General features: G+C 63.0%; 24 protein-coding genes and 2 pseudogenes. 15 read left to right on the forward strand and 11 right to left on the reverse strand.

All coding sequences use genetic code 11. The features are described from left to right. Positions 1-42 precede the first annotated feature (42 nt). The 3 genes and pseudogenes from EPL01_RS15380 (at position 43) to EPL01_RS22630 (ending at position 1,927) form a co-directional block, all read left to right on the forward strand. A complete protein-coding gene (locus EPL01_RS15380) occupies positions 43-936 on the forward strand; it encodes a phosphoribosyltransferase HisG-related protein (protein ID WP_135826165.1) in 894 nt (297 codons plus the stop codon). A 187-nt stretch (positions 937-1,123) separates the two neighbouring features. Further along, positions 1,124-1,228, forward strand: a pseudogene (locus EPL01_RS22625) (HNH endonuclease); the annotation flags it as partial. A gap of 60 nt (positions 1,229-1,288) precedes the next feature. After that, positions 1,289-1,927: a tyrosine-type recombinase/integrase gene (locus EPL01_RS22630; protein ID WP_368279619.1), complete on the forward strand. Its 639-nt coding sequence runs from the start codon at positions 1,289-1,291 to the stop codon at positions 1,925-1,927. 19 nt (positions 1,928-1,946) lie between these two features. Here EPL01_RS22630 and EPL01_RS15390 read toward each other — a convergent pair whose 3' ends face one another. Together EPL01_RS15390 and EPL01_RS15395 are read right to left on the reverse strand one after the other, a co-directional pair. Next, positions 1,947-2,993 (reverse strand): tyrosine-type recombinase/integrase, encoded by a 1,047-nt coding sequence (locus EPL01_RS15390; RefSeq protein WP_135826166.1) that lies wholly within the window; start codon positions 2,991-2,993, stop codon positions 1,947-1,949. Continuing rightward, positions 2,983-3,402 carry a DUF5805 domain-containing protein gene (locus EPL01_RS15395; RefSeq protein WP_135826167.1) on the reverse strand — a complete coding sequence of 140 codons (420 nt, stop codon included), beginning with the start codon at positions 3,400-3,402 and terminating at the stop codon, positions 2,983-2,985. The genes EPL01_RS15390 and EPL01_RS15395 overlap by 11 nt, the downstream gene beginning before the upstream one ends. Before the next feature lie 360 nt (positions 3,403-3,762). On the opposite strand from EPL01_RS15395, the gene EPL01_RS22235 reads away from it, so the two are divergent. The 4 genes and pseudogenes from EPL01_RS22235 (at position 3,763) to EPL01_RS15410 (ending at position 6,620) form a co-directional block, all read left to right on the forward strand. Further along, on the forward strand, positions 3,763-4,011 hold the full coding sequence (locus EPL01_RS22235) for a DUF5805 domain-containing protein (RefSeq protein ID WP_246045720.1): 249 nt from the start codon (positions 3,763-3,765) through the stop codon (positions 4,009-4,011). Next, positions 4,001-5,064, forward strand: a pseudogene (locus EPL01_RS15400) (tyrosine-type recombinase/integrase). The gene EPL01_RS22235 and the pseudogene EPL01_RS15400 overlap by 11 nt, the downstream one beginning before the upstream one ends. A 136-nt stretch (positions 5,065-5,200) precedes the next feature. Then, entirely contained in the window at positions 5,201-5,734 is a 534-nt protein-coding gene (locus tag EPL01_RS15405) for a GrpB family protein (protein WP_168215929.1), read from the forward strand. A 100-nt stretch (positions 5,735-5,834) separates the two neighbouring features. Further along, complete coding sequence (locus EPL01_RS15410) at positions 5,835-6,620, forward strand: dolichyl-phosphate hexose transferase (RefSeq protein ID WP_135826169.1); 786 nt, start codon at positions 5,835-5,837, stop codon at positions 6,618-6,620. 385 nt (positions 6,621-7,005) lie between these two features. Here the strand turns inward: EPL01_RS15410 and EPL01_RS15415 are convergent, their stop codons facing one another. The 6 genes from EPL01_RS15415 to EPL01_RS15440 form a co-directional block, all read right to left on the reverse strand. Next, positions 7,006-7,542, reverse strand: coding sequence for an NUDIX hydrolase (locus EPL01_RS15415; protein ID WP_135826170.1), 537 nt, complete (start codon positions 7,540-7,542; stop codon positions 7,006-7,008). Between the two features lie 438 nt (positions 7,543-7,980). After that, positions 7,981-10,110 carry an ArnT family glycosyltransferase gene (locus EPL01_RS15420; protein ID WP_135826171.1) on the reverse strand — a complete coding sequence of 710 codons (2,130 nt, stop codon included), beginning with the start codon at positions 10,108-10,110 and terminating at the stop codon, positions 7,981-7,983. 4 nt (positions 10,111-10,114) lie between these two features. After that, entirely contained in the window at positions 10,115-11,356 is a 1,242-nt protein-coding gene (locus tag EPL01_RS15425) for an ABC transporter ATP-binding protein (protein ID WP_394346252.1), read from the reverse strand. Next, a complete protein-coding gene (locus tag EPL01_RS15430; protein ID WP_135826172.1) occupies positions 11,349-13,001 on the reverse strand; it encodes an ABC transporter permease in 1,653 nt (550 codons plus the stop codon). The genes EPL01_RS15425 and EPL01_RS15430 overlap by 8 nt, the downstream gene beginning before the upstream one ends. Before the next feature lies 1 nt (position 13,002). After that, complete coding sequence (locus EPL01_RS15435) at positions 13,003-14,130, reverse strand: extracellular solute-binding protein (protein ID WP_368279587.1); 1,128 nt, start codon at positions 14,128-14,130, stop codon at positions 13,003-13,005. Between the two features lie 218 nt (positions 14,131-14,348). Continuing rightward, positions 14,349-15,512 (reverse strand): alpha-1 4-glucan-protein synthase, encoded by a 1,164-nt coding sequence (locus EPL01_RS15440; RefSeq protein ID WP_135826174.1) that lies wholly within the window; start codon positions 15,510-15,512, stop codon positions 14,349-14,351. Positions 15,513-15,699: 187 nt separating this feature from the next. On the opposite strand from EPL01_RS15440, the gene EPL01_RS15445 reads away from it, so the two are divergent. The 6 genes from EPL01_RS15445 to EPL01_RS15470 all read left to right on the forward strand — a co-directional run bounded on the left by EPL01_RS15445 (position 15,700) and on the right by EPL01_RS15470 (position 21,684). Beyond that, the gene (locus EPL01_RS15445) at positions 15,700-17,244 is read left to right on the forward strand and encodes a S8/S53 family peptidase (protein ID WP_135826175.1); all 1,545 of its coding nucleotides are present in this window, start codon (positions 15,700-15,702) and stop codon (positions 17,242-17,244) included. A 290-nt stretch (positions 17,245-17,534) separates the two neighbouring features. Then, a complete protein-coding gene (locus EPL01_RS15450; RefSeq protein ID WP_135826176.1) occupies positions 17,535-18,410 on the forward strand; it encodes a hypothetical protein in 876 nt (291 codons plus the stop codon). A 108-nt stretch (positions 18,411-18,518) separates the two neighbouring features. Next, positions 18,519-18,743, forward strand: a complete 225-nt coding sequence (locus EPL01_RS15455) for a DUF8178 family membrane protein (RefSeq protein WP_135826177.1) — start codon at positions 18,519-18,521, stop codon at positions 18,741-18,743. 167 nt (positions 18,744-18,910) lie between these two features. After that, positions 18,911-19,702 carry a 2-oxo acid dehydrogenase subunit E2 gene (locus EPL01_RS15460; protein WP_135826178.1) on the forward strand — a complete coding sequence of 264 codons (792 nt, stop codon included), beginning with the start codon at positions 18,911-18,913 and terminating at the stop codon, positions 19,700-19,702. A gap of 72 nt (positions 19,703-19,774) precedes the next feature. Then, a complete protein-coding gene (locus EPL01_RS15465; RefSeq protein ID WP_135826179.1) occupies positions 19,775-19,954 on the forward strand; it encodes a hypothetical protein in 180 nt (59 codons plus the stop codon). Positions 19,955-20,031: 77 nt separating this feature from the next. Further along, positions 20,032-21,684, forward strand: coding sequence for an acetate--CoA ligase (locus tag EPL01_RS15470; RefSeq protein WP_135826180.1), 1,653 nt, complete (start codon positions 20,032-20,034; stop codon positions 21,682-21,684). 19 nt (positions 21,685-21,703) lie between these two features. Here the strand turns inward: EPL01_RS15470 and EPL01_RS15475 are convergent, their stop codons facing one another. Next, on the reverse strand, positions 21,704-22,336 hold the full coding sequence (locus tag EPL01_RS15475; protein WP_135826181.1) for a GNAT family N-acetyltransferase: 633 nt from the start codon (positions 22,334-22,336) through the stop codon (positions 21,704-21,706). A gap of 340 nt (positions 22,337-22,676) precedes the next feature. Further along, on the reverse strand, positions 22,677-23,678 hold the full coding sequence (locus EPL01_RS15480; RefSeq protein WP_135826182.1) for an asparaginase: 1,002 nt from the start codon (positions 23,676-23,678) through the stop codon (positions 22,677-22,679). 160 nt (positions 23,679-23,838) lie between these two features. Here EPL01_RS15480 and EPL01_RS15485 point away from each other — a divergent pair, with 160 nt between their 5' ends. Further along, positions 23,839-24,429 (forward strand): hypothetical protein, encoded by a 591-nt coding sequence (locus EPL01_RS15485; RefSeq protein WP_135826183.1) that lies wholly within the window; start codon positions 23,839-23,841, stop codon positions 24,427-24,429. Here the strand turns inward: EPL01_RS15485 and yciH are convergent. Continuing rightward, positions 24,361-24,666, reverse strand: coding sequence for a stress response translation initiation inhibitor YciH (yciH, locus tag EPL01_RS15490; RefSeq protein WP_135826184.1), 306 nt, complete (start codon positions 24,664-24,666; stop codon positions 24,361-24,363). The two genes, EPL01_RS15485 and yciH, sit on opposite strands and share 69 nt — an antisense overlap. Before the next feature lie 128 nt (positions 24,667-24,794). On the opposite strand from yciH, the gene EPL01_RS15495 reads away from it, so the two are divergent. Then, complete coding sequence (locus EPL01_RS15495; protein WP_135826322.1) at positions 24,795-26,465, forward strand: aldehyde ferredoxin oxidoreductase family protein; 1,671 nt, start codon at positions 24,795-24,797, stop codon at positions 26,463-26,465. Positions 26,466-26,515: the final 50 nt, after the last annotated feature.

Here is a 26,515-nt window from a genome sequence, read left to right on the forward strand (position 1 = left end):
GAAGCGCAACGCGTTTACTCGCGGTTCTCTTTTGGGCGAACAATGACCGACACGATTCCGGTCGCGGTCCCGCGCAAGGGGCGGCCGCTGGAAGCCGTCCTCCAGCGCGTCGCCGAGCAGGCCGACGCCGAGGGAGTCGCCGACGAAATCATCTCGACGCTCCGGTACGAGAAGGCCGTCACGAAGGGAAACCAGACGCCCGACGAACACGTCTACGACCGACTCGCGGAGTACAGCCATCTCGCCGACGAGACGCGCCCGGACTTCACGCTCCTGCGCGACGACCGGGCCGGAAAGCCCCGGCGCATCGTCTTCGACAGCGTGACCGTCCCGGCGGGTGACGTGAACCTCCGCCTCGTGGGGCGCGAGGAGCCGTTCCGCTCGCTCCGCAAGCACGACTTCGCGCTCGGGTTCGACAGCGCCGACCTCGTGCTGGAGGAGGTCGTGGAACTCCGGCCCGACCCCCTGACCCGCATCGCGGACGTGAACGCCCGCATCGACCCCCACGACACCGACGTTCGCGTCGTCGCCGGGATGGGCGACACGGTGTACCACACGCTGATGGCGACGCCCGAGGCACTCGGGCAGGGCGACCAGCCCTCCCGCAAATTTCTGCGGAACTACGCGGGCGACATCTGCATCTCGCCCCGGTACGAGCGACTGGTCGAGGCGGTGCTGGGCACGCGCAACGCCGACAGTCTCGACTTCTGCTACCCCGACGAGGACGAGGAGGAAGAGGCCGCCATCGCCGACGCTGGCGTGGGCGTTTACCTGACCGTGACCGGTTCGACCGCCCGCGAACACGGCCTCGTGGTTGGCGAAGAGCTGTTCCCGAGCGAGACGGTGCTGATGGAAAACTACGAGGAGACCGACGAGGCGGCCGAGCGCGCGAAGGAGTTGTTCGAGCGGACCGAGACCGAGATGGCGATTTACTGATCGCTTCTATTTCTTTGTCGAGTGAAAGGACAAACGAACAGCTATTTACAGGAATTATGGGTATTTTACCTCGATAGGACACGAACGAGCTGGTGACGAAGATAGGTCGGAGCGACTAAGAGGTCACGACTGGTTTGAGGTTCGCAATTAGGTTCTCGATCGAGACGGCCATACATGTCGAAATTGTGGGTCGGCTGCGAATCTTGCTGTCCATCACATCGTCCCAATCGAAGCGTCCGGTACAAATCGGCTTACGAACTTGGCGACTCTATGCCGAAAGTGCCACCGGGATGCACACAACGAGCGAGTTCGTGAGAGTAGTAGCAGACAGACGACAAGCGCGGCGAGATATCTGTTAACTGTAAATGACTTACAAGAAGTTCTTCAGGCGGCAACCCACCCACTCGACAGGGCAGTAATTACGACGCTTGCCAAGACAGGAATCGGAGTCGGAGAACTCTGTAATCTAGCAGTAGAGGACGTACAATTGCCGGACGGATACGGTGGAAGGTTTACAGAAGTGATTCCAAACCACATTCCACTACTCCGGATTAGATACGGGGGAGATCTTCCCTACAACAACCGCCGAGAGCGAAAAGGAACTACCTACATACCAATCGATGGAGAATTGGCTTACGTTTTGAAAAGATGGCTCTCAGTAAGACCAGACCCACGTGATGGCAGTCCCCTTTTTGTATCTACGCGGGAGCAATGGGGCCCACGTATCTCCCAACACGTCGCTCAAAGCATCCTCAAAAATCACGGGGAAACAGTAGGACTCTATGAAGAGGGCTCAGAAATGGAGAATCTTACTCCGTACTCACTCCGATACTTCTTTGAGGAACGATTTGCTGGACAACCAGTAGTCCGAGAATACCTCCTCGGCCGACGAACAGACATTAACTGGTCGTTGGAAGAGATCGCCACGCATTACCAGCGACACATCTTCAACTTAGGACTCCCACGACAGATAGATTATATCGAAATATAGTTTATAGTTGGGTAGTTCCTCAAAAGAGTTCGTAGATGTTTTGCTCGTAGACCTCCCGCACCCGATTCCCCCAGTTGTGGGTGTAGGTGTCGATGATGTCCTCGGCCACGTCGCCCCGGAGGTACTTCACAATGCCTCTATCACCGGTTCTATCCCGCAGGTGGGTGGTGAAGAAGTGTCGGAAGTAGTGGGGCGTCACGTTCTCCTCGGCGTCCCCACCGCTACGATGCCAGCCGTGGTCGCTAGCGTGATTCGTAACTGCATGATAGACCATATCTGGGGTGATGCGCTGTCCCCAGTCTCCTCGCGTCGTCGCGAACAACGGTTCGGCGTCCGATATCGGATCCGGTCGCACCGCGAGCCACCGCCTCAACGTCTGCCGTAACTCGTCATCCACGGGGATGATGGTCTCGCGCTTTCGCTTATTGGAGGCCGGACGACGTTCGCCGTTAACTAACTCTCCGACGGCGGGCTCCGACGAGACGTATATCGAATCAGGCTTTCCGTCGAGTTGCGGTCGCGTCGGATGGTCCAGTCCCGGTACGGAGATATCCTGTAGGTCGAGATTACAGAGTTCGCCGGCCCGCATGCCCGTTTTCAGGAGTGTGACAACGATAGCACGGTCGAGTGGGTGTCGCACGTCGGCTACGAACGAGCGCATCGCATCGACGGAGATGTCCCGCCGTGTCGGATTTGTATCGATACGCTCGTCCATTTCCTCGACTACGAGCGCCATCGGATTCGAGTCGAAGACGCCGACCTGCGTCATGTAGGCGTAGAATCGGTGAAGGTAGGAGGCGTAGGTCGCAACCGTACTTTCGGCCGTCTGACCTCGGAGGCTGTGGACCCACGCCATGCAGTCACGACGAGTCGTCTCGGAGATGGGCTTGCTGACACCCATCGGGTTCTCTGAAGACATCTGGATGAATTCCTCAAACTCTCGGAGGACCCGCTCGTAGGCGTCTCGCGTCCGCTCGGTCTTCCCGTGATACGTCATATCCTGCAGGAAGTACGCTATCGGGTCCTCGACAGTTGTTTCGTCTTCTGAGTGTCCCTCAATCGGCATCGTTTCCAGTAACGATTGTGTACCCTCCGCGACGGCCACTGTACTCTACGCTATTGTCACGCTGGAGTTGCTGAAGTGTCTCCTCCAGCCGGTCTTCGATATTGTTCGTAAGTTCGTCTACAAGTTCGTCCCACGAGAGGTATTCCGACCCCGAGAGTACCGATAGGATGTTTTCTTCCAAATCTGTGCCTTCGGCAGTCTCGGTATCATCGTCATCGGGTTCCGATTGCGACAGTTGGGCCGACTCAATCTCGAAGTCGGACCGACCGGCCTGCACCATCGTCCGGACGAACTCGCTCTGACTCATGTCGAGTTCGTCGGCGTGCCGCTTCCACTCTTCTTTCTGGTAAGCCGGCACGAACGTCTTTACGGTTTTTCGAGACGTGTCGATATCTTCCTCGGTAGCCATATTCGAGGCGACTCACCCCACCATTATCAAGATAACCCATGCGCGAGAATAAACAACCTTATTCTGAAAAATAGTCCTTTACAAATACTGTTCCGAGATGGTTATCCGTAATTCTGGGCCTGCGTTTGGCGGTAAATAGTACTATATTCACGTCTCTAATTTTAGGCCGGACACGAGGTGCAGATCAAATATTAATCATTTTGTATCTATGCGCGACCGAGACAACAGTAAATATAGGATTTGTTTGATAATCTATTTCCACTTTGAAAAGACTTCTAGCCATAAATTGGCCTCTCGACGCTAGACAACGTTTTACCTATATTAAACAGTTTTAGACAATTCTAATAGGAATACATTCCTATTTTTAGGGTAGGGAACCCGGCGGACGGCCCTTCCGAGGACTCGAACCCCGGGGGTGACGGCCTCGAAACCCGCCTCCTCGAACTCCTCGATTCGGAGGACCATCTGTCGTGGGACCAACTGGTCGAGGAGTTGGCGGGCGACTTCGAGGACCGACTCGAAGACACCCTCCAAGAGTTGCAGAACGAGAACCGAGTCCAGTACAGCGGCCGCCGGGGTGGGTACACGGTGGTGGGCGATGGCGAGTAGTCGAACCGCGGGCGAGGCCGACCCCGACGACCCCATCGGCTACTTCCTCGAAGACCTCCGGTTCCACGGCAAGAGCGAACGGACCCGCGACTACTACGAGCGCGTCCTGCGAGAGTTCGAGGAGTTCGTCGGCGACCCGGAGCGCAACCCCGGCGGCGAGTCGCTCGCGCCCGGCGAGGCCACCCAGCGCGAGTGCATGGCGTGGGTCCACAGCCTCCGGGGCGACCTCGCGGAAAGCACGGTCGCTACCTACGCCTCCTACCTCCACCGGTTCTACGACTACATGACGCAGGTCGGCGCGTTCGACTCGAACCCGATGGCGCTCGTGGTCGAGGAGATGAACGAGTCCATCGACAAGGACCCCACCCGCCGGGAGATTTCGGTCCCGCAGATGCGGGGGTTCGTCGCGGACGTGTCCCATCCCCTGGAGAAGGCCATCGTCGTCACCCTGCTCAAGTGCGCGTGGGCGAACTCTGCAACCTCGACCTGCGCGACCTGCGACTCTCCGGCGAGGTCGGTGAGGAAGTCGGCGAGGAGTATCTCCTCGGGACTCGGCCCCAACTCGACGGTCGGGGAGACTCGCTGTTCGTCGCCAGCGACGTAGCCCGCGGCGCGGTCGTCAACGGCGAGGAGCGGTCGGCTGCGAACAAGCGCGAGCGGGCCACCGTGATTCCGGTGGACGACGAACTCGCGGCGGTCCTGACCCGGTGGCTGGCGGTCCGTCCCGACGCGATTTCCGACGCCGAACCCCTGTTCGTCAGCACCAGCAGGCAGTGGGGTCGAAGGCTCACGCCCCAGATGGTCCGCAATATCGTGGAGACCCACGCCCGAGAAGTCGGGTGGTATCGGAGGGGAGGCGGTGCCGAGGAGAACGTGACGCCCCACTACTTCCGGCACTTCTTCACGACGCACCTGCGGGACCGGACCGGCGACCGGGGTATCGTGAAGTACCTCCGGGGCGACGTGGCCGAGGACATCATCGACACCTACACCCACAACTGGGGCGACCGGGTTCGGGAGGTCTACGAACAGAACGTCTACTCGCTGGTATAGCGTCGATATCGTCGTCTTCGGCGTTCGGGAAGCGGACGAAATTCGACTGATTCCGAACTCGTAAATTCTATTTCGCTATATCCAATTCCCGCGGCGACGGGACAAGACACTCCCGTCCGACGCGGCTAGCGGAGTCGTGGCCGAGATTCACCTCGAAACACAGGACCCCGCGTGGCGCGGGCGGTTCGAAGGCGAGCGCGACCGAATCCGGACCGCCTCCGGCGAGGGACTGTTGGGAGTCTTCCACGTCGGCAGTACCGCGGTCGAAGGCCTTCCGGCCAAACCCGTGGTGGACGTGCTGGCGGTCTACGAGGAGTACGACGGCGCGCGCGAGGCCGCCGACAGACTCGTCGGGCGAGGCTACGACTGGCAACGCGACGACCCCGACTGGGTGGTGGTCTCGCGCACCGACGCGAAACCGGTCGTGGTCCACCTCCAACCCCGGGCGGCCGAGACGTGGCGCGACCAGTTGGTCTTCAGGGAGTTCCTCCGCGAGAACCCCGACGCGAGGAGCGAGTACGAGCGGGCCAAGCGCGAGGCCGCCGCCGACCATCCCGACGACGTGGGCGCGTACACCGAGGCGAAGAACGCGAAGATACGGGAGTTGGAGGCCCGCGCCTACGACGAGGGGTACGGCGAACTGGTGCCCGAGTTCGAGAGTGGCGATTGAAGACGGCGAGTGAAGACGACGACCGAAACAGCGTGTCAGACAACGCTGTTTTTGGCGAACCTAAAAGTTCAAATACGCGCCGCGACAACCCACGAGTAGCATGAATACGGACGCGACAGGCCGGGACAGCGACGATGCCGAGTCGGGGGGCGAGTTCACCTTCGACGACGTGAGCGTCGTCATGGGAACCTACAACGAGGAGGCCGCCATCGGAACCGTACTCGACGACATCGAGCGCGTGACCGACGGCCGGGCCGAGGTCGTCTGCGTCGACGGCTCGACGGACCGGACGCCGGAAATCGCCCGCAGTCGGGGTGCGAGAGTCATCGAGCAGGAGCCACAGGGCTACGGCGTCGCGGTGCGCGAGGCCCTCCTGACGCCCGACCGGCCGGTGGTCGTGACGACCGACTGCGACGACACCTACCCGATGGAGCGACTCCCCGACTTTCTGGCCGAAATTAACGCGGGCCGCGACGTGGTGAGCGGCGACAGACTCTACTGGGGTGCCGAGGAGATGCCGAACCTGAATCGGTGGGGCAACCACGCCTTCGCCGCGCTGGCGAGCGTCCTGATGGGCGAGGACCTCCTCGACATGCTCCTGCTGAGCGAGCGCGTCCACGACACCACCACCGGGATGCGGGCCTACCGCCGGGAGGTCATCGAGAACATCGAGTGGACCGAGAACACCGGTCTCTCGGCGGAGTTGCTGATTCGCCCGCTGATGCGGGGCTACGACGTGCAGGAGATTCCCATCGAGTACGACGAGCGAGCGGGCGAGACGAAGTTAGACCCCTTCGCTGGCGGCGCGGCGATTGCCAAATCCATCGTGAAGGTGTGTATAGAGGAGCGACGGCGGCGCGCCCGACGGAACCCCGATCTGAGGTAGTCGCGTCGGTGGGTGCCACGCGAAGGTTTACGTCCGAAGGCGGACGAACCCCGCCCGGACGCTTCGCGCGGTCACGCGAGCGATGCGCGGCGCTCTGCGCCGCGACTGGCGAGCGGTGAAACCGCGAGCCAAGCGAGTGTGATCCTCGGAAGTCGGAGCCTGCGCAGGCGAACGAAGTGAGCCGAGCAGGATCGTCTTCCGGCGGTTCGAGACCCGGCCGGGGCCGAGGACCGCCAGTCTGGGTAGCCCGCGAGGGCCGAGCCAATCGAGAGAAACCTCTACAATTATTAAAACTATCTCTATATTTCTTAGGGGTGGGTATAGGTGTCTCTGGGCCGCGGAGCAGAAGCGGCGACTCGGAAGTGACGAAGCCAGAAGCGGGGACTCAGAAGTGACGGGCCACCAGCGCGCGCTGTTCGCACTCCTCGGGCACCGCGTCGAACCACGCGGCGTCGGCGATTTCGTCCGCGTCCCTCCCGAGGTCGTCGCCGAGTTCGGGGTCGTTCGCGCGGGCCTCGAAGACGACGAAGTAACCCGAGACGCTGGGGTCGTTAGCCGCGGCACCACCAGCGAGGGCGTCTGAGTCGTCGGTCCCGTCGGTGGTAAACGTCTGCTCGACGACCGCCAGCGGTCGCTCGACGCTGGCGTCGAGGCCGGTCTCCTCGCGGACCTCGCGGACGGCCGCCTCGCGGAGCGACTCGCCGGGTTCCACGTCGCCGCCGGGAAGCACCCAGCCGTCGCTCCAGCGATTGCGCACGAGGACGATTCGACCGTCGCCGTCGCGGACGAGCGCGCCGACCCACCGGTCGAAGCCCGACTCGACGTTCTCGCGGACGGTCTCGAACGCCTCGGCGTCGAGCGGGATGGTCTGGCGGCTTCGGGGTAGCCCCTCGCGGTCGGCGAGCGCGTCAGGAGTGTCCATGTGTGGGATTTGTTCGCAGAGATATTTCTGCGTTGTGAGTTGTTCGATGTCGGTGTGTGAGGAGTCGGACGAGTTGGAGGAGCCGAGAGGAAAGAGCGGGACTGAGAGGAGGACGTTGAATCGGAGCTAGCTACTCCCGAAGCCAATCGTCCTTGAGGATGCTGGCCACCGTCCCAGAATCGTCCTTGAGGTGCTGGCTACCGTCCCGGCGGTGATCTGAATTGGAGCTAGCTACTCCCGAAGCCTCGGAGTCACCGCACAGCACCGCAACCGCGGGCCACACCCTCCCCAACCGATTGCGTTGCTCGCTTCGCTGCGCTACTCATCCCTCGCACGAATTGGCGCGGTCACGAGAGACACCGGCGGACAAACTGCGTCCGCCGAGCAGTCGTTCACTTCGTTCACGACGACCGCGCCAGCGCGCGCCGGGAGGTTGTGTCAGTAACCGACCGAGATGGCGTGACCTCGCGGAACGGCGCGAGCAGTCGTATTCCCGGCCTCGGCCCCCTCGACTGACCGGTTCGTCGCTCGGAGGCTCGTCTCCATCCCGACGCCCGGGGGAACCGCGCCGGGGACGTAGGCCGCCGCGCCGTTGCAGTTGCGGGCGACCAGACAGACCTCGCGGGCGGGCGAGACCGCCGCAATCGAGCCGTCGGCCCGCCGGACCGGGAGTTCGAGGCGGTAGGAGAACCCGCCGCCAGCCCCGCTGACGAACACCTGCACGACGACTTGCTCCTCGGGGCCGACCGAGACGCTGGCGTTCCCGCCGACTTCGGTGACGTTGGGACCGGTGAGTCGCGCCGTCCGGTTCGCCACTCGGAGGCCGACCGAGACGTTCGCGGGCGTCCCGTTCACGCCGTAGTAGGCCGACTCCTCGCCGGTCGAGAGGCGGGCCGACACCCCCGTCGCGTGGCTCGGGACCGCGAGCGCGGCGTCGAGGGCGACCGACTCGCCCCGGACCACCCGGACGCGCCGGAGCGCGGGTTCGACCGGGTCGCCGGTGTAGGGTGCCCACTCGCCCCGGTAGACGTATCTGTAGTACGTCCGGTCGGGGTACGCCGAGGAGACCCGGAGAGAGTCCTCTCCGTCGAGCGCGTACACCACCTCGCCGTCGAATCCGGGGTCGTTCCGGAGGACTTGGAAGGGGTGGTTGAGCCAGTCGCCGTAGGGCGTCGGCAGGAAGACGACGGCGTCCGAGAGGTCGCGCTCCTCGAAGGGCTGGTAGGCCGCCTCGTACTCGGCGGTGATTTCGGCGTTCTCCGAGACGGGGTCGGCGAGGACGCCCGCGGTCGCTCCGGCCACCACCAGCAGGCCGACGAGCGCAATCCCCGCGGCGACGTGCTGGGAGGGGATAGAACCGAATCGCTCGTCGGCGAACTCGCATACTCGGTCGAATCCGAGGAGCGCCCCCCTCGCCGCGAACGCCGCGGTCGGCACGAGCAGGTCGAAGTGGTAGTAGGGGCCGAGCGTGTCCACGAGGCCGTCGTCGGGGACGGAGAGCGCCCCGAGGACGTTGAGGTTGCCCCAGAAGAAGACGTTGCCCGCCACGACCGAGACGAACAGGCCAGCGAGAATCGCCTTCGCCTGCGCGTCGGTGAAGTCGGCCGACCAGTCGCCGGGGCGAAGTCCCGCGCGCCGGAGGAACGCGCCGACCCCGAGCGCCGCCAGCAAGGTCCCGACCGGTCCGCCGACCACCCACTCGGTGAACAGGAGCGCCACGACCTCGGCGTTAGCCCGGAGCGCCAGCGCCGGGGTGTAGTCCCGCTCGTAGCCCAGAATCTCGCGGTGGCCGAACCCGAGGCCGTCTTGGGGCGCGAACGCGGCGTAGGGGAAGGTGAACGCCGAACCGGTCATCATCGAGTTGTAGCCCAGCGCGGCCGCGACACCCACCAACCCGCCGAGCGCGGTCAGCGAGAGGCGAGTCAGGCGGGTCGCCGAGGGTCGAGTCCACAGCGAGTACACCGCGTGAAGCATGAACGGTGTCGCAAACAGGACCGCGGTGTAGGGCCGCGCGAAGAACGCCGCGCCGATGGCGAGGCCCGCGAGGAGGGCAAGTTTCGAGTCCTCGTGCCGCGCCGACCGGATGTAGGCGAAGGCAAAGAGCAGGTTCCAGAACGTCGTCGGCGCGTAGGGCAGGAACACCGACGAGTCGACGAGAAAGAGGGGCGAGGCCAGCAGGAATCCCCCGGCGAGCAGTCCGGTCCGCCGGTCGAACGCCTCGGTAGCGACCGCAATCGTCAGCGCGACGTTGCCGACCGCAATCGCAACGAGCGAGAGTCGGAACCCCCCGAGGAGCTTCCCGACCGCGAACATCGCGGCCGGAACCGGCGCGTACTTGGGGTACATCTCCGCGCCGTCGCGGACGAAGAACCACGGCCGAAACGCCTCGGGGACCGGCGGGGCTATCGCAAACTGGCCCTCCAACAGCATCGCGGCCTGCTGGAGGTAGACCGCCTCGTCGTGGTTGGTCGTGTGGTACGGGAACAGTTCTGTCGCAACGAGGAAGACGACTGCGCCAGCGACCAGCGAGAGGACCGCCGAAAAGAGCCGGAACCGCCGCCGATTCATCGGTTCATCGGGGTCGCGCCGACTCGGAGACGCGCTCGGTGGCCGACTCGCTCTTCCCGTCGCTCTCGTCCTCCGGCGGGTACCACGCCAGCGTGTGGTCGGCGTCCAACTCGACCCGGACCGGCTTGCCGATGTCCAACTCCTTGACGTGGTTGTGCTGGCAGTGGACCACGTCGCCGTTGTCGAGTTCGACCCGGTAGACGAACGAGGGGCCGGTGTACTGGCGATGGATGATGTGGCCGTCGGCCTCCGACTCGTCCACGACGGTCGCTCGCAGGTCGTCGGGCCGGACCAGCACGTCGAGGTCGGTGCCCGCGTACTCGGTCGTCAGGCCGTTGAGGCGCTGCGGCGCGAAGTTCCCGATGGGCGTCACGACCGTTCCCTCCTCGTGCCACGCCGAGAGGAACCCGGCCTGCCCGAGGAAGGAGGCCACGAACCGGGATTCGGGATGCTCGAAGACGCTCTCGGGCGTGCCGACCTGCTCCATCGTGCCGTCGTTCATCACGGCCACGCGGTCGGAAATCGAGAGGGCCTCCTCTTGGTCGTGAGTGACCGAAACCGCGGTCACGCCCGCCTCCTTCAGAATCTGGCGGACCTCCTCGCGCATCTCGACTCGCAGGCGCACGTCGAGGTTCGAGAAGGGTTCGTCCAGCAGGAGGATTTCGGGTTCCGGCGCGAGCGACCGAGCGAGGGCGACGCGCTGTTGCTGGCCGCCGGAAAGCTCGTCCGGCGTGGCCTCGCGGTGGCCCGAGAGGTCCACGAGGTCGAGCAGTTCGTCCACGCGACGGGCCGTCTCCTCGTCGTCGGCCTCTGTGAGGCCGAACGCGACGTTCTCGGCGACCGTGAGGTGCGGGAACAGCGCGAAGTCCTGAAAGACCAGTCCCACGTCTCGGTTCTCGGGCTTGACGTGCCCGGACTCGTCGGCGACGACTTCGCCGCCGAGTCGGACCTCGCCCCCGTCGGGGCATTCGAGTCCGGCCATCATCCGGAGCGTGGTGGTCTTCCCGCACCCCGAGGGACCGAGGAGCGTCAGCAGTTCGCCCTCCCGGACCGACAGCGAGAGCGAGTCCACCGCGGTCTCGGCGGCGTACTCCTTGACCACGCCGTCGAGTTCCAACACCGTCTCGCGGTCGGTCTCCGCCGGGTCGGTCCCGTCGCTCCTGCGTCGCGGTTCTGCCGCGGCCATAGATTGTGAGTCGATTTCGTCCATCGTTTCGGAGTCGTCGTGTTCGAGGTCCCTAGGCATCGTTTTCTCCTTCTTGGCTGACGAGGCTCCCGTCCTGCTTGAGCAGCACCAGCATCGAGAGCGCGGAGACGGCCACGAGGACGAGCGCCGGGACCGCGGCCTGTCCGTAGTACCCTGCGTCCTGCACTCGCCAGATGTAGGTGACGAGGGTTTCAAAGCCTGTCGGACGAAGGAGCAGGGTCGCGGGCAGTTCCTTCATCGTCGTCAGGAACACCAGCGCCGCACCGGCGACCACTCCCGGCGCGATGAGCGGCAGGGTCACGTTCCGGAAGGCCGAAGCGGGCGTTCGGCCGAGCGTCCGGGCGGCCTCCACGAGTTTCGCGTCGACCTGCAACACCGACGAGCGAGTCGTTCCGACCGCCTGCGGGAGGAACCGGACGACGTAGGCGAACACGAGCAGGGGGACGGTCTGGTACAGCGTCGGCGCGTACGACGACCCGAAGTAGACCAGCGAGATGCCCAGCACGATGCCGGGCGTCGCGTAGCCGACGTAGGTGGCTCGGTCGAACAGCGAGGTCAGCGTCGAGCGGTAGCGCGCCGCCAAGTACCCCACGGGAATCGCCGCGAGCGTGGCGACCGCCGCGGCCAGCGCCGAGACGTACGCCGAGTTCCAGCCGTAGGTCCACTCGAACGCGAACCCGCCGCCAGCGAATCCGGGGCCGCTCCGCGTGAGCCACATGAACAGCACGCCGAGCGGGACCGCCAGCGAGAGGGCCGCAATCGCGGTGCAGAACAGGAGGGCGGGAATCTTCCACGCCCCCAACGAGGTTCGAGTCGTGCGGTTGCCTCCTCCGGCGTAGCTCTCGCGTCCGCGGCCGCCGATTCGGGACTCCAGCGCCACGATGACCGCGGTCACGGCGAGGAGTTCGAGCGACAGGAGCGCGGCGGTGTCGCGGCCGAACGTGCTGAACTCGACGTAGATAGCCTGCGTGAACACGCCGAAGTGCATGATGGCGGGCGTCCCGAAGTCCGAGAGGGTGTACAGCGCGACCAACAGCGCGCCCGCCGCGATGCCCGGCGTGATTTGCGGGAGCGTAATCGCCCGGAAGGCCTCCCGCCGGGAGTGGTTGAGCGTGCGGGCGGCCTCGACCAGCGTCCCGTCGAACGACAGCAGCGACGCCCGCGTCGTCAGGAAGACGTAGGGGTAGACGTACAGCGTGAGGACGAGCGCGGTCCCGGTGAAGCCGTAAATCTGGGGAATCGACTCGACGCCGAGCGGAGCCAGCGCGTCGGCGAGGACGCCGCGCGGCCCGAACGCCGAGACGAACGCGAACGCGCCGATGTAACTCGGCACGACCAGCGGGAGCGCGAGAATAACTGTCCAGAACCGCCGGAACGGCAGGTCCGTCTCGACCGTCAGCACCGCGAGCGGGACGCCCAGCAGGACGCAGGCGACGGTGACCGTCGTCACGAGCGCCACGCTGTTGGTGAGAATCTCGACCATCGACGGCCGAGCGAGGAGCGCGATAGACGAGTCTACGCCCACGTCGGCCGCCCGGAGCAGAATCCACAGGATGGGCGAGACGACCGCGATGGCGATTCCAGCGGTCAGCAGGGTCACGCCGACCGGGAGCGACTCGCCCTTCTCGGCGACCCCGATACCGCGCCGTCTGGCGAACTCCTCGATGCGGTCGAAGACGTTCATGTCAGAGGACGCCGACTTCTCGCATCAGTCGAAGCGTCGGTTCGAGGTTCGAGAGCTTCCGGAGGTCGATTTCCGGCGGATTGAGTTCGTCGATGGGCGGCAGGCCGCCGACCGGCGGGACGCCGGGAATCATCGGGTAGGAGAACGCTCTGGTCGCAAAGAACTCCTGAGCCTCGACCGTGAGGAGGTGGGCGACGAAGTTGGTCGCCAGCTCCTGCTTGTTCGAGCTTTTCAGCACCTGCGCGCCGCTGACGTTGACGAGCGACGCCGCGTCGTTGTTCGTGAACGTGAGGCTGATGGGCGCGTCGGGACGCGAGGAGATGACCCGAAGCACGTAGTAGTGGTTGGCGAACCCGGCGCTTATCTCCCCGTCTGCGACCGCGTTCGACGTGAGGAACTCGTCGGGGTACTCGGTGACCTTCTGGTTTACCATCCCGCGGAGCCAGTTTTTGGTCTCCTGCTCGCCCCGAAGGATGCGCATCGCGGTCACGAACGCTTGGAACGCGCCGTAGGTCGGTGCCCACCCCATCGAGCCAGCGAGGGCGTCGCTCTCGGTGAACTGGGCAACCTTGTTCGGGATGTCCTCGGCCGAGAGCTTGTTCGTGTTGTACGGAATGGCGCGCGCTCGGCCAGCGACGCCGACCCACTGGTCGTCGGGATGGAAGTTCTCGGGCACCGGGTCGGTGACGCGCGACGGGAGTTTCGCCGTGAGGCCCTGGTCGGCCACGTATCCCAGCGAGCCAGCGTCCACGGCCCAGAACAGGTCCGCCGGGGTGGACCCGCCCTTCGCCTCCTCGACGAGGGTGTTCGCCAACTGGGCCGTCGGCGCGGACCGGACCTTCGGATCGAAGTCCGGGTAGATTTTCCGTAGCCGGTTCAGGAGGTTGCGGTAGAGACCACCCTCACCGCCGCCGAGGTAGATGTTCAGCGTGCCCGAGAGGTCCGGCAGGTCCTCGATGCGCGTGCCGGAGAGTTCGGGCCGGTTCTCCGCGAGCGACCCCGACCCTTGGAACGTGTCGAGGTCGAAGTCGCCGCCGGAACCGCCGGTCGTGGTACCGGTCGTGGTCGTCTGGGTCTCCTGTCCACCGCCCGCGCATCCTGCGAGGCCGGTCGCAGCGGCCGCGCTCAACGCCAAGAACCGACGTCGAGTAGAAGCGTCTCTGTTGGCCATCTCTATCTAAATTAGGCCAGCCTAAAACTCTTATACCTACTGGTTTCTTCCTTTCGTTCCCCTGTCGGACCGACGATATTCGCCGGATTCCGAAGTCGCCCGACGGAGCGGAGTCTGTCGCCCCCGAAATGGGTCGGGTGCCCCCGGAGCGGAGTCGAATGTCCCCGGAAAGGGAATCAGTCGTCGGCGACCGCGGGGGTCGTCTGGAGCGATTCGAGTTCGTCCAGCGCGGCGAGCCAGTCTAGCATATATTCTCCCACGTAGTTGAAGAACGCTCCGTTTTCGTACTGTTCGAAGTCGCCCTCGGCGAGTTCGGTCGCCAGCGCCTCGAAGACGCCCGCGTAGGAGTCGGCGCTGGCGGCGGTCCGGTCCACGATTTCCCAGAGGTGTTCGTTGAGTTCGAGGCCCGGCACCTCGTTGTTCAAGTCACCGAAGGTAGAGCGAGGAGCCTTGTTGTGTTCGCACAGCGGGAACCCGTTGTAGATTGTCTTGCCCAGCACGTCGCAGGCGCGCTTGAGGAAGACGCCCGACCAGATGTCGTCGAACCGACCCACGTCCCACTTGTTCTCGTCCATCGGAAGCTGGTAGAACGCCGGGATGACCTCGCGCTCGAAGGCGAGATTCATCGAGCAGACGGTCAGGTAGTTGCCCTCGGCGGCGACGAAGTCGTTGGTGTAGTCGTCCTTGGAGGTGCGGGTCTGGGCCTGCCCCCGCAAGTCGCCGTCCATCAGGATGCGGACCGCGTCGAGGTCCGGCACGTTGGTCCAGAGGCCCTGGGAGGCCACCACGTCGGAGACTTCGGTCGTGGTGGTCTCGACCGTCTCGTCCATCGCGGCGTAAGGGTAGCCCCGCGGGTAGAGGCCGTGGTCCTCGAAGTTCTGGTAGAGGACGTTGACCCAGTTCTCGTCCGAGGAGACCTCCTCGATTTCGCCGTCGTAGTCGAGGTTCCGCATGTGGCGACCGAAGAAGTCGAAGTCCTCGTGGGGCAGGGTGTCGTCGTCGATGAAGAAGCCGTAATCGAAGTCGTTGGCCCAGATGTACAGCAGGCCGAAACTCGTCTCGGCGTGGCTCGCGGCGGGCACGACGTGGCCGTACTCCGCGATGCCGTGATTCTCGTACCACTCCTCGCGGCGGCTTCCGTCGAAGACCTCGCCCGAGACGCCCTCGTCTTCTAACATCGCGGCCATCTCCTCGGTGTCGCAGAAGTCCTCGGTGACCAGCAGGACGTGGAGGCGGTCCAAGTCGAAGCCGTGTTCCCGGGCGTTGTCGAAGTAGGCCCGCATGCACTCGTACTCGCGTATGGTCGGGACGACGACGCAGATGTCCTCGGTCGAACTCATTCGTTAGGTTGGGATGGTTTAGGCAAACCTAAAAGCTTGTCTATCCGCATTCGTCCGGACATAGTCGTAGGTACTTCGTAACGCGCGTCTGCATCAGACGGACTTCTATTACAAACATCAAATAGAATAATTATAAAACTAAAGGTTAGAAAAATATAATTATCCCACATTCATATCGACTTCTAGAATGGTGGATGAAAACAACGACGAGCCAGAAGAAGAAGATCAGTTCACGGACAGACGCCGTTTCCTTCAGTGGGCAAAAGGTGTAGGTTTGGCTGCCATCGCTCCAGAAACTATTGCAACAGTCGCGGACGCAAAAGGAGAGAAGACGGGGAGTGAGACCACCTCCTCGGGTCGTCCAACTAGCGACGTAAACGTAACACACGCGACCGAACTGCCGATGATTCAACGGCGTGTGGACGAGTACAACCGAAATGCCAATCCCAAAGTCTTCTATCACAAACTTCTTGCTGAACATCTGGGACAAAATCCCGGAAAGGGGAGTTTCGACCTCATCGTTACGACGATAGGTGAGGCAAAGACAGTCACTTCGAACAGATACGGTAGGACAATCAACGGATGGACGCCGACAACGGATGAAATCGCTACGCTCGAAGAGTACGGTGATGTAGAGTACGTCCCCGAGTTCATTTCGACGGACGTTGGCCTGCGGAACGTAGCCCGGCGAGACCTTGCCCGCATCGCATCACTTGACTTCGTACTCTCGGTTAACGTCGAGGGTAAAACGAAAGTCGCCAGCGATTGTAATGGGGACGAGATCGGCGTAGACACACTTCGATCTTCGAGTTACTTCTCGTTCGATACAGTCGAAAACAACTACACCATCGACTCTGACATTCGTATCGGTGTCATCGATACCGGATACGACGGGAGTAAGACTTCGTACGCAAGTAGCTACGCAGCCGACATCGGAATCGACACCAACTTAGCCAAGGACTTCACCGGGAGCGGCACTTGGAACGCGGACGAGTACCCTCACGGGACAGATGTGGCTGATACGATTGCGTACATGCTCGGAACGAACAAAGGTCATAGCGACCTTTTTGTTCCGCTTCGAGCAAACGAGTCGAGCAGTTCCGACCGTGAGACCAATATCAAAAATGCAGTCGAATACGCCCTGCAGAACGATATTGACGTGATAAACACCTCACTTGTACTCTATCTCAGTGATGGTACAGGAAGTACCGACTACTGCACCCAAAAAATCTGTGCTGAACACGATGCGTACACTGATGCAGGATACCTACCGTTCGCTACTGCTGGCAACGATGGGTACAATAGTAAAGTAGACATCCCGGGAGGTTCGTGGCTAACTATCGGTGCGGGTGGAATCAACGATGGTTCCTGTAGCACCAACGATTACAGTCGCGATGGTACGTCTGATTACGCACCGAGCTTCGACTACACTACCTGTTCCTACTGTGATTACTACGCTAATTCCGGGTCTGCCCCGACTGTCTACGGTGCCTATGCAAACAAGACTGACGCAGGTGTCTGTCGCAATGGGACATCGTTCTCTTCACCACAGGCAGCTGCTGCAGGAGTAATCATGGTCTCAAACGACCAGTACAGCTACACGTCCTCCCTACAAATCTTCGAAGATATGAACAGCTACACTGTTTGTCCGGACGAGGCCGCCAAACGAGGACAACTCATTGACGCCTACTACGCGTGGGATCAAACGAACGGTGACCCGGACACTACGTAAGCTTCGAGTCGAATAGCCTCACCACTACCCACCTTTTGACCAGAAAATTTTACTGGTTATCAGAATACTCGAAAGCTATGCCCTCCACCAGACGTACGTTGTTGAAAGGAGTACCGTGTACTATAGGATTGCTAGCTGGGTGTGCGACCAACGACTCGCCGTCTGAACAGGAATCTACCAGCAAGCGACACACCCAGACAAACGAAACAACTCACGAAAAATCGCAGATGGAAACGACAACGAACCGCATCAACCGACGTACTATCACATTTAATCATCAAGAGCGAGTCATGGACGAAAGCGTCCGGGATGTCGGAACCTCGTATTCATCCCGAGTTCTCCGAAGTGAGGACGAGGCTCGTAGGCTCAGCGTGACGAACGTCGGTGATAGCGTTTCCGAGCAGGACGTGACGCAAATCAACCGATTCGTAGCGAGAACAGATTTTGCGAACGAGGCCTTAGTAGTGGTGCAAACAGCAGTTCCATCACCGAAGTATCGAATCGAATTCGATTTCTTCAATCGGATCGGGAAGACAACTCAGATGACTCTCCATATCGAAGAGACGAACGAATCTGGGTCGGAGTCAGGGATATCGACAGGCCTCGTTAAAATCCCAGCGGACTACGCAGACGCAATAGAAATTACGGTAGTGGACGTAGGTGGCGCGTACACGGATGATCTGTTGCGGACGATAACGACGTTTTTACCTACAAATGAGACGCTAGTCGAGTCGATAAACGTCGGACCATCCAACGAACGGTTGAACACGGAACTGGGTATTCCCGGCGGGGCACTACTTACGAACGCAGACCTCGCAAGCAAGTTTGTTCCCGACGACAGTACCTACACGAAGTTTCTGCAGGAAACGTCTTTCGGCAGTTCATATATTCTGGCGGTTCAGGCGACGATGCCGAACAGCGGTTACTACCTGTTCCCGCAAACTATCGAGACTGGCGGGAACGAACTTAGGGTTCGTATCCGCCAACAGAACTTCGGAGGTGGACTGAACGCCGAATTCAACCACCTACTACTCGCCAGAATCCCGAGCGCGTCACCGCCCGAGAATGGAACTGCTACTGTTCGCACTCACGATGTCGACGAGACAATTATTAGTACGCAGACGATTCCATTGAGTAACGATCCTGACGCTTGGGACCAGACGTAACAATCGACACGCGGTTATCAAATTCTGTTCTAACCAAGAGAGCCGTTTCCGTCACGGTCTGTCTCTGTCATCTCGGTTTAAATACCTCTATTTATCGTTCTGTCGAACATGTCCGCGAGAGAACCCCAGCGGTCGGCCGCCGTACCCAAACGCATGGTCTCGAACGAACGCCAACTCCGGGTCGGCATCGCCCTGCTGGTCGCCGCGGGCGCGCTCCTGTTCGTCCCGGCCGCGCTCGGCGCGTTCACGCAGGCGTCGGCCGCGGTCGCGGTCCTCGGACTCGCGGGCGGCGCGCTCCTCGTCGGCACCGCGGGCGACGAGCGGCCGGTGTGAGCGCGACGTGGCACGTGTGTCGAATAGCGACGGAGCTGAGACATCTAATTCATTGCTATAAAAACAATCCTATTTCTTTAGGAATTGTATTTCTTTTCTAGTCCTCCTTCGCAACCGATACTTCGGTCGGTGAGTACGGTTTTGGGTCGCGCCGTCCACGTGACTCCATGAGCAATCGAGGTCCCGGACCCGAGCGCGTGTCTCCCCAACAGCAGCTGACAGCAGACTACATGCGGACGGCGGGCCACCGGAGCAACGTCCACGGACTCGTCGAAATCGACGTTACAGATGCCAGAGAACGAATCCGTGACATCGAGGAGAACACCGGAACGGACCTCTCGTTCACGGCCTTCGTCGTCTCCTGTCTGGCGACTGCCATCGAGGAACAGCCGCAGGTCAACCGGTACCACGACTGGCGCGGGCGGATTCACGAGTTCGATGACGTGGACGTGAACGTCCTCGTGGAACGGGAAGTCGCTGGCGAGCGAATCGGCGTCCCACACGTCGTCCGGGCGGCGAACCGGCGGACGGTCCGGTCGATTCACGACGAGATTCGGCGCGCTCAGGCGGACTCCTCGGCTCACTCAGATGCCGGAATCGCCAAGCTCGCCCGCCGCCTTCCCGGCTTCGTCCGCAGGCAAATCTGGCGACTCCCGCAGTTGTTTCCGTCGCGGTGGAAGGACCTCGCTGGCACCGTCGCGGTCACCTCGGTCGGGATGTTCGGCACCGGGAGCGGGTGGGCCATCAGTCCCACGAACTACACCCTCCAGCTCACCGTCGGCGGCATCGGCACCAAACCGCGCTTCGTCGACGGTGAACTCCAGTCTCGGGAGTTGTTGAGCCTCACCGTCACGTTCGACCACGACATCTTGGACGGCGGCCAAGCCGCGCGGTTCGTCCAGCGCCTCGGCGAACTTCTCGAAGCCGGGACCGGTCTGGACGCCCCGTTCGAGGAGTGAGCGACCGCTCGCCCCCGGGCGAGCCGATTTTTCGGCACCGGAGCTAAGTGGCCGGGCGTCGTGACGACGTGCATGGACGACAGCACGCAACTCTGGGGCGGGGCCGGATTGATTCTCCTCGGGGCGCTGATTCTGTTCGCGCCGGTACTCCTCGACCTCGCCTACACGACGGTATTGCTGTCCGTGGCGGTCCTCGTCCTCGCTGGCGGGGCGCTCCTCATCGGCCTCTCGCGGCGCGGGCGAGCGGTCTGAGATTTCTGTTCCGACTTACTCCCGCGACTCGGGAACCGTCGATAAAATCAAATGCTCGTCCGACGAGTGTTCCCGATATGGCTCTGGACTACGAGCGCGAACGCGAGGAGTTCGAGTGGGCGATTCCCGACGACTACAACCTCCCGGCGGTAATCGAGGACCACGCCGAGAGCTTCGGCGACCGCCTCGCGGTCCGATTCCGCGACGACGAGGGCACCGAGGTCGAGCGCACCTACGCCGACATCCGCGACGACACCAACCGGTTCGCAAACGCGCTCGCGGACCTCGGCGTCGGCGAGGGCGACCGGGTGATGCACCTGTTCCCGCGCCACCCCGACGCCTTCGCCATCCAGTTGGGTGCGCTGACCCGCGGCGCGATACTCGTGCCCTGCTCGGCCATGCTCAAGCCCAAGGACCTGACCTTCCGGGCGAACGACTGCGAGGCCGAGACGGTCGTCGTCCACGAGGAGCTGACCGAGATGGTCGAGCCGATTTTGGACGAGACGCCGATTTCGCGCGTTATCGTGCTGGACGCCGACGAGAGCGCGGACGACGAGACCGCCGAGCGCGACGACTGGCACGCCTTCGCGGACCTCATCGAGGGGCAGGACACCGACCACGAGGGGCCGGACCTCTCCTCGGACGACCCGATGTCTATCAACTACACCAGCGGGACCACGGGCCAACCCAAGCCCGTCCTCCATCGCCACCGCTGGCTCCGGTGCTTCGAACTCATCAACGCTCCCTACTGGTGGGGCGTCACGCAGGACACCGACTTCTCCGACGAACTGCTGTGGGCGACCACCGGCACCGGGTGGGCCAAGTGGTTCTGGAGTCCGGTCGGCGTGGGCCTGACGACCGGGGCCACCCAGTTCATCTACGACGGCGACTTCGAGGCCGAGACCTTCCTCGACCTGATGGAAGAGGAGGGCGTCACGCGCCTCTGCGCGGTCCCGACCCAGTACCGGATGTTCACGCAGGTCGAGGACCTCTCGGACTACGACCTCGCACTCACGGAGGCGGTCTCGGCGGGCGAACCCCTTAACCGCGAGCCGATTCAGGAGTTCGACGAGGCCTTCGGCGTCACACCGCGTGACGGCTACGGCCAGACCGAGACCGTCGCACTCGTCACCAACTACCCCGGCATCGACGTGAAGCCCGGAAGCATGGGCAAGCCCGTGCCCGGCATCGACGTGACCCTCCTCGATACGCAGGACGAGGAGGAAGTCGAACCCGGCGAGACCGGCGAGATTGCCGTGCCAGTAGACTCGCCCGCCATCTTCGACGGCTACTACGAGAAGCCCGACTTGGACGAAGAGACCTTCCACGGCGACTACTACCGGACCGGCGACCTCGCCCGGATGGACGAGGACGGCTACTTCTTCTTCGAGGGCCGCGCGGACGACATCATCATCTCGTCGGGCTACCGCATCGGCCCCTTCGAGGTCGAGGACGCGCTGGTCGGCCACGACGCGGTCGCCGAGGCCGCGGCGGTCGCCAGCCCCCACGACGAGCGCGGCAACGTCGTCAAGGCCTACGTCGTCCTCGCCGACGACTACGAGGGGAGCGACGAGTTGACCGACGAGTTGCAGAACTACATGAAGGAGGAGACGGCCCCGTACAAGTACCCGCGCCGCATCGAGTACGTCGAGGAACTGCCGACGACTTCGAGCGGGAAGATTCGCCGGATAGAGCTTCGGGAGCAGGAACAGCAGAAGTTCGGGGAGTAGGAGGTCAGAGACAGAGGAACTACCAATCGAGGTCGAACTCCAGCGTCTCCATCTCCGCGGTCGCCTCCTCGTACTCCTCCTGCGTGATAGTGAACCGGTGCTGGTCGGTGACTTCGCCGTTCGGTCGGCGCGACCCGTGCTGTCGCAGTAGCCCTTCGTAGCGGCCGCCGTACTTCTCGACGTACTTCTCTATCATCCGCCGTGAGGGTTCGTTGTCCGCCGCGCAGGAGGTGTAGAACACGTCCAAGTCGTACGTCTCGAAGGTCAACTCGACGAAGGCCGACGCCCGTTCCAGTCCGTACTCCCGACCCCAGTACCGCTTCGAGAGGACGATGCCGGAACCGGCCCGCCGCTGTTCCCACTCCGGACCGTAGGCCGTCGTCCCGACGAGTTCGCCGTCGTCCTCCTTCGACCGTAGTAGGTATCGGGCGGTGTCACGGTCGGCCCACTGCTGTTCGGCCTTGTCGATGAACTCGGCAACTTGGTCGAGTCGCCGGAAGCGGAACCACGGCATGTGTTCGGTCACGTCGTTCTGCCACTCGTCTCGGTCCACCAACTCGTAGACCTCGAACGGCTCCACGTTCTCGTGGGAGACGCGTTCGAGGACGAGTCGGTCCGTCTCGATTCGCTCGGGGAAGAAGTCGCGTACCATCGTAATCCCGCTTATACGCAGAACCCACGGGGGACAAGCTCTGACGATGGCGTCCAATAACACCACAAGGCTCAAGAGTATTTTAGGCGTAGTAGGAACTGAGTTTCTGAACAGCGTTCTAAGAGAGGTTCTCATCGAGAGCTACGCACGTCCAGATGACGTTCTCTCCTTTGCGGTTTCTGGATTTCCGACAGAGCCGCGGACGAGACCGCAAACGGAAGTGTCGAGGGCGGCGAGTCCGAGAGTCTCGGACTCGCCGCCTAACAACTCGAACCGTGTCTACACAAACGTTTTCAAACTATAAAGGAATAAAACTCCAAGAGACAACGTTTTTCTATTCCTACTCCACCGGTTCCACGAAGTACTCCGCCACGTCCTCGCCGTCGTCCACCGCGTCGAGCGCGAGCGCCAGCTTGACCCGGGCCTTCCACGGCGCGAGGTCGCCGCCGGGAATCGCGCCCGCGTCTTGCAGAGTCTTGCCGCCGCCCGACGTGCCGTAGACCGCCCCCGTGGACCCCGCACCACACCGCGAGGTCAGCACGACTGGGACGCCGTCCTCGACTGCGTCCGCGACGGCCTCGCCCAACTCGCCGGTCGCGTTCCCGAGGCCGGTGCCCGCGATTACGAGGCCGTCGGCGTCCGCCTCGACCGCGCGCTCGACCTGCGCGCCGTCCACCCCGGCCGCGGAGACCACCATCTCGACGCGGGCGTCGGGTGCCTCGACTGGCTCGTCCTCGCCCGAGACCGGGAGGTACACCGACTCGCTCTCTGGTTCGCGGTGGAAGCGAAGGCCGTCGCGGGTCAGCGTGGCGACCGGGCCGTCGTTGGGCGAGGAGAAGGCGGCGAGCTTGTGCGTGTGGACCTTCCGCACGTCTCGGGCGGCGTGGAGTTCGTCGTCGAACGCGAGGAAGACGCCCTCCTCGACGCGCGAGTGGGTGGCCGACCGGACCGCCGCCAACAGGTTCGCGGGCGCGTCGGAACTGGGTTCGTCCAGTCGGCGCTGTGCGCCCGTGACGACCACGGGGACGGGGAGCGAGCAGGTCAAATCGAGGAAGTAGGCCGTCTCGGCCATCGTGTCGGTGCCGTGGGTCACGACGATTGCGTCGGCCTCGTCGTCTTCCGCCGCGGCGCGGGCGCGCTCGGCGACGTCGGCCATCGTCTCGAAGTCCATATCGAACCCCGGAACCTGCGAGACGGACTCGACGCTCAGGTCGGCGTGCGAGGAGAGTTCCGGTACCGATTCGAGGAGGTCCGCGCCGTCGAGGCTGGGGGCCGCGCCCTCCTCGTCGGGCGTGCTGGCGATGGTGCCGCCGGTCGCAACGACGTGAACTCGCGGGAGCATGGCCCAAACTGGGGCCGTCTCCGCCAAGAAGTTACGGGATGACAGGACGAGAGAGGAGACGATTCGTCGCGTTTGAACTAGTATTATATAGTTGTCTAGCGCGCGAGAGGAGTCAAATCTCCTCGGGAATTTATTTATTCTCGTCCGTCGTAGGTGTCCTGTGTTCCGAAGCTTTCCGAGCGAGGCGGAACCCGACGGGGCGGTGTTCGGGCCGCATCACTTCTATCTCGGCGTTCTGCTGATACTTCTCGTCTGTTGGGTAGTCTACGCGGACAGCGACACCGAGACCGGGCCGTGGGTCGTCATCGGGATGACCCTCCTGTCGGTGTTCGCGTTCGCGCTGACGTGGCCATACTACCCCGTGGTGGGCGCGCTGGGCGTGCTGGTCCTGCTCGGCGCGGCGACCGCGATTGCGATGGTCCGGCCCTTCTGGTGGCGCACGACGCTACTGGCCCGGAGCGCGCTGTTTCTCGGCCTGCTGGTCGCGTGGGACGACGCGCTGAGTCACGCGCTCGGCTGGCAGACACCGCTGGACCTGCTGTGGGCCGAGTACCTCCATCCGTACGTCTCCGACCCGTATCTGCCCGAGGAGGTCGGGCGGCCTTCGGACTTCGACTTCCCTTCCGACTTCGACTTTCCCTCTAACTTCGAACGACCATCCGACCTCCCTTCCGACTCCGACCTACCCTTCGACCTGAAATCCCTCGTCGCGGAGCAGGTCGGCCGCGCGCTCTCGGTGGTCGCCCTGTAGTTCGATGCGGCCCTCCTCGACCGTCCCGCCCGTGGCGAGGTTGCTCTTGAGCGTCGAGGCGAGGTCGCCGATGTCCACCGACGAGTTGTCGAACCCCTCGACGATGGTGACGGCCTTGCCGTAGGTTCGCTCCTCGGTGCGGATGGTGAGTCGCTGCTCCGCGCGCCCGAGGTCCTCGTCGATTCCCAGTTCGTCCGGAAGCCCCGAAACGTCGCTGATGTCTTTGTCTTCCCCCATGAGTTCGGGTAGGGCTTGCGGACCTTTCAGCCTTCTCCGAGTGGCAAGTCGGCGCGCGACCGAAACCCGGCGACCGGTTTCCGATACCCACGAATTTACGTGATATGCTGTGTAGTACTACCCGAACGATGCTCCACGGAAAGGGAACGCTCCTCACCATCGACCTGACAGAACGTGAGGCGCGCGAGGAGAACATAGACGACGTGTTGCAGTCCTTCGTCGGCGGCCGCGGCGTCGCCACGAAGTTGGCTCACGACCGAATCCCGTTCGACGCCGACCCGCTCGGCCCCGAGAACCGACTCTACTTCTCGTCGGGACCGCTCCAGCAGTCCCAGATGAGCTTCACGGGGCGGATGAACGCCACCGCGATTTCCCCGCTCACGGGCGGGATTCGCTCGACCAACGCGGGCGGGTTCCTCTCGCGGAACTTCGTCGAGACGGGCCACGTCGCGGTCGAAATCGTCGGCGAGAGCGACGAACTGCTGGCGGTCCACGTGACTGATTCGGGCGTCGAGTTCGAGGAGGTCCCGCAACTCGAAGGGGCCGAAGTCTCGGCGACCAGCGAGTACGTCGAGGGCGTGCGCGATTTGGGGTCCGAACACCTCGTCACGGCGGGACCGGCGGGCGAGAACGAGGTCCGGTACGCCTGCGTGATGACCTCGGACACGCGAGCCTTCGGCCGGGGCGGCCTCGGCGCGGTCATGGGCGCAAAGAACCTGAAGACGATGAGCTTCGACGGCGACTCCGCGCCCGAGGTCGAGATTCCCGACGTGCAGATGGAGGTCCACCGCGACGCCGCCCAGAGCGACGACTCGATGAAGCGACAGGGCACGACCGGCGGCACGGAGTTCATCAACGACAACTTCTCGCTCCCGACGCGATACTTCACCGAGTTCTCCTTCGAGGACGCGGACAAAATCGGCGGCGACGCGGTCGAGGAGAAAAAGTACAAGCGCGGCACCTGCTCGCAGTGCGCGTTCGGCTGTAAGCTGCCGACTCGGGACGAAGAAACCGGCTTGGAGACGGAAGGGCCGGAGTTCGAGACCGTCTTCTCGTTCGGGTCGAACGCGGGCGTCGGCGACATCGTGGACGTGATGAAGTCCAACGAGTTGTGCGACGAGTTGGGTCTGGACACCATCTCGGCGGGCGTCACCGTCTCGGCGTACCTCAAGAGCGAAGACGAGTTCGGCAACGCCGAGTTGGTCCACGAACTGGTCGAGAAAATCGGCCGCAGAGAGGGCGTCGGCGACCTGCTGGCGGAGGGCGTGGACCGGTGCCACGACGAGTTGGGCGTCGAGAACTGGACCTCGAAGGGCCTCGAATTCGCGGCCCACGACGGCCGGGCCATCAACGGACAGGGCCTCTCGTACGCGACCTCGAACAGCGGCGCTGACCACATGTACTCGGAGATTCTCGGCGCGGAGTACTCGGGCGAACTCGACCCGGAGGGCTTGGAGGGTAAGGCTCCCTTCCTCGTCGAGTCCGAGAACTCGGCGGCGTTCAAGGACAGCGGCGTCCTCTGCGCGTTCTCCAGCGACTACGCCACCGAGGAGCGCATCGAGGAGTTGTTCGGCGCGGAGTGGGAGGAACTCCTCGAAATCGGCGGTCGCATCGTGGAACTGGAGCGCCACTTCAACAACCAGCGCGGGTTCGACCGGAGCGACGACGACCTGCCCTACGACCTGCCGGACTTCGAGCAGGCGCTCGACGAGTACTACGAGGAACGCGGCTGGAATCAGGACGGAACGGTGCCCGAGAGCCGGATTTCGGGCGGCGACGGCGCGGCGAGCGCGGACTGAGACGGTCGTTTCTCCTTTCCGTCTGGCTGTCGTGCCGTTAGTCGTGATTC

Origin of the sequence: Halorussus ruber (assembly GCF_004765785.1) — an archaeon.
Lineage (GTDB): Archaea > Halobacteriota > Halobacteria > Halobacteriales > Haladaptataceae > Halorussus > Halorussus ruber.

Bases quoted from the DNA above. Each gene is read 5' to 3' on its own strand.
- EPL01_RS15425 (WP_394346252.1), bottom strand. From the start codon at position 11,356: ATGCCTAGGGACCTCGAACACGACGACTCCGAAACGATGGACGAAATC.
- EPL01_RS15470 (WP_135826180.1), top strand. From the start codon at position 20,032: ATGGCTCTGGACTACGAGCGCGAACGCGAGGAGTTCGAGTGGGCGATT.
- EPL01_RS15495 (WP_135826322.1), top strand. From the start codon at position 24,795: ATGCTCCACGGAAAGGGAACGCTCCTCACCATCGACCTGACAGAACGT.
- EPL01_RS15455 (WP_135826177.1), top strand. From the start codon at position 18,519: ATGTCCGCGAGAGAACCCCAGCGGTCGGCCGCCGTACCCAAACGCATG.
- EPL01_RS15395 (WP_135826167.1), bottom strand. From the start codon at position 3,402: ATGGCTACCGAGGAAGATATCGACACGTCTCGAAAAACCGTAAAGACG.
- EPL01_RS15390 (WP_135826166.1), bottom strand. From the start codon at position 2,993: ATGCCGATTGAGGGACACTCAGAAGACGAAACAACTGTCGAGGACCCG.
- EPL01_RS15450 (WP_135826176.1), top strand. From the start codon at position 17,535: ATGGACGAAAGCGTCCGGGATGTCGGAACCTCGTATTCATCCCGAGTT.
- EPL01_RS15480 (WP_135826182.1), bottom strand. From the start codon at position 23,678: ATGCTCCCGCGAGTTCACGTCGTTGCGACCGGCGGCACCATCGCCAGC.
- EPL01_RS15415 (WP_135826170.1), bottom strand. From the start codon at position 7,542: ATGGACACTCCTGACGCGCTCGCCGACCGCGAGGGGCTACCCCGAAGC.
- EPL01_RS15420 (WP_135826171.1), bottom strand. From the start codon at position 10,110: ATGAATCGGCGGCGGTTCCGGCTCTTTTCGGCGGTCCTCTCGCTGGTC.
- yciH (WP_135826184.1), bottom strand. From the start codon at position 24,666: ATGGGGGAAGACAAAGACATCAGCGACGTTTCGGGGCTTCCGGACGAA.
- EPL01_RS15380 (WP_135826165.1), top strand. From the start codon at position 43: ATGACCGACACGATTCCGGTCGCGGTCCCGCGCAAGGGGCGGCCGCTG.
- EPL01_RS15465 (WP_135826179.1), top strand. From the start codon at position 19,775: ATGGACGACAGCACGCAACTCTGGGGCGGGGCCGGATTGATTCTCCTC.
- EPL01_RS15410 (WP_135826169.1), top strand. From the start codon at position 5,835: ATGAATACGGACGCGACAGGCCGGGACAGCGACGATGCCGAGTCGGGG.
- EPL01_RS15445 (WP_135826175.1), top strand. From the start codon at position 15,700: ATGGTGGATGAAAACAACGACGAGCCAGAAGAAGAAGATCAGTTCACG.
- EPL01_RS15475 (WP_135826181.1), bottom strand. From the start codon at position 22,336: ATGGTACGCGACTTCTTCCCCGAGCGAATCGAGACGGACCGACTCGTC.
- EPL01_RS15460 (WP_135826178.1), top strand. From the start codon at position 18,911: ATGAGCAATCGAGGTCCCGGACCCGAGCGCGTGTCTCCCCAACAGCAG.
- EPL01_RS15440 (WP_135826174.1), bottom strand. From the start codon at position 15,512: ATGAGTTCGACCGAGGACATCTGCGTCGTCGTCCCGACCATACGCGAG.
- EPL01_RS15430 (WP_135826172.1), bottom strand. From the start codon at position 13,001: ATGAACGTCTTCGACCGCATCGAGGAGTTCGCCAGACGGCGCGGTATC.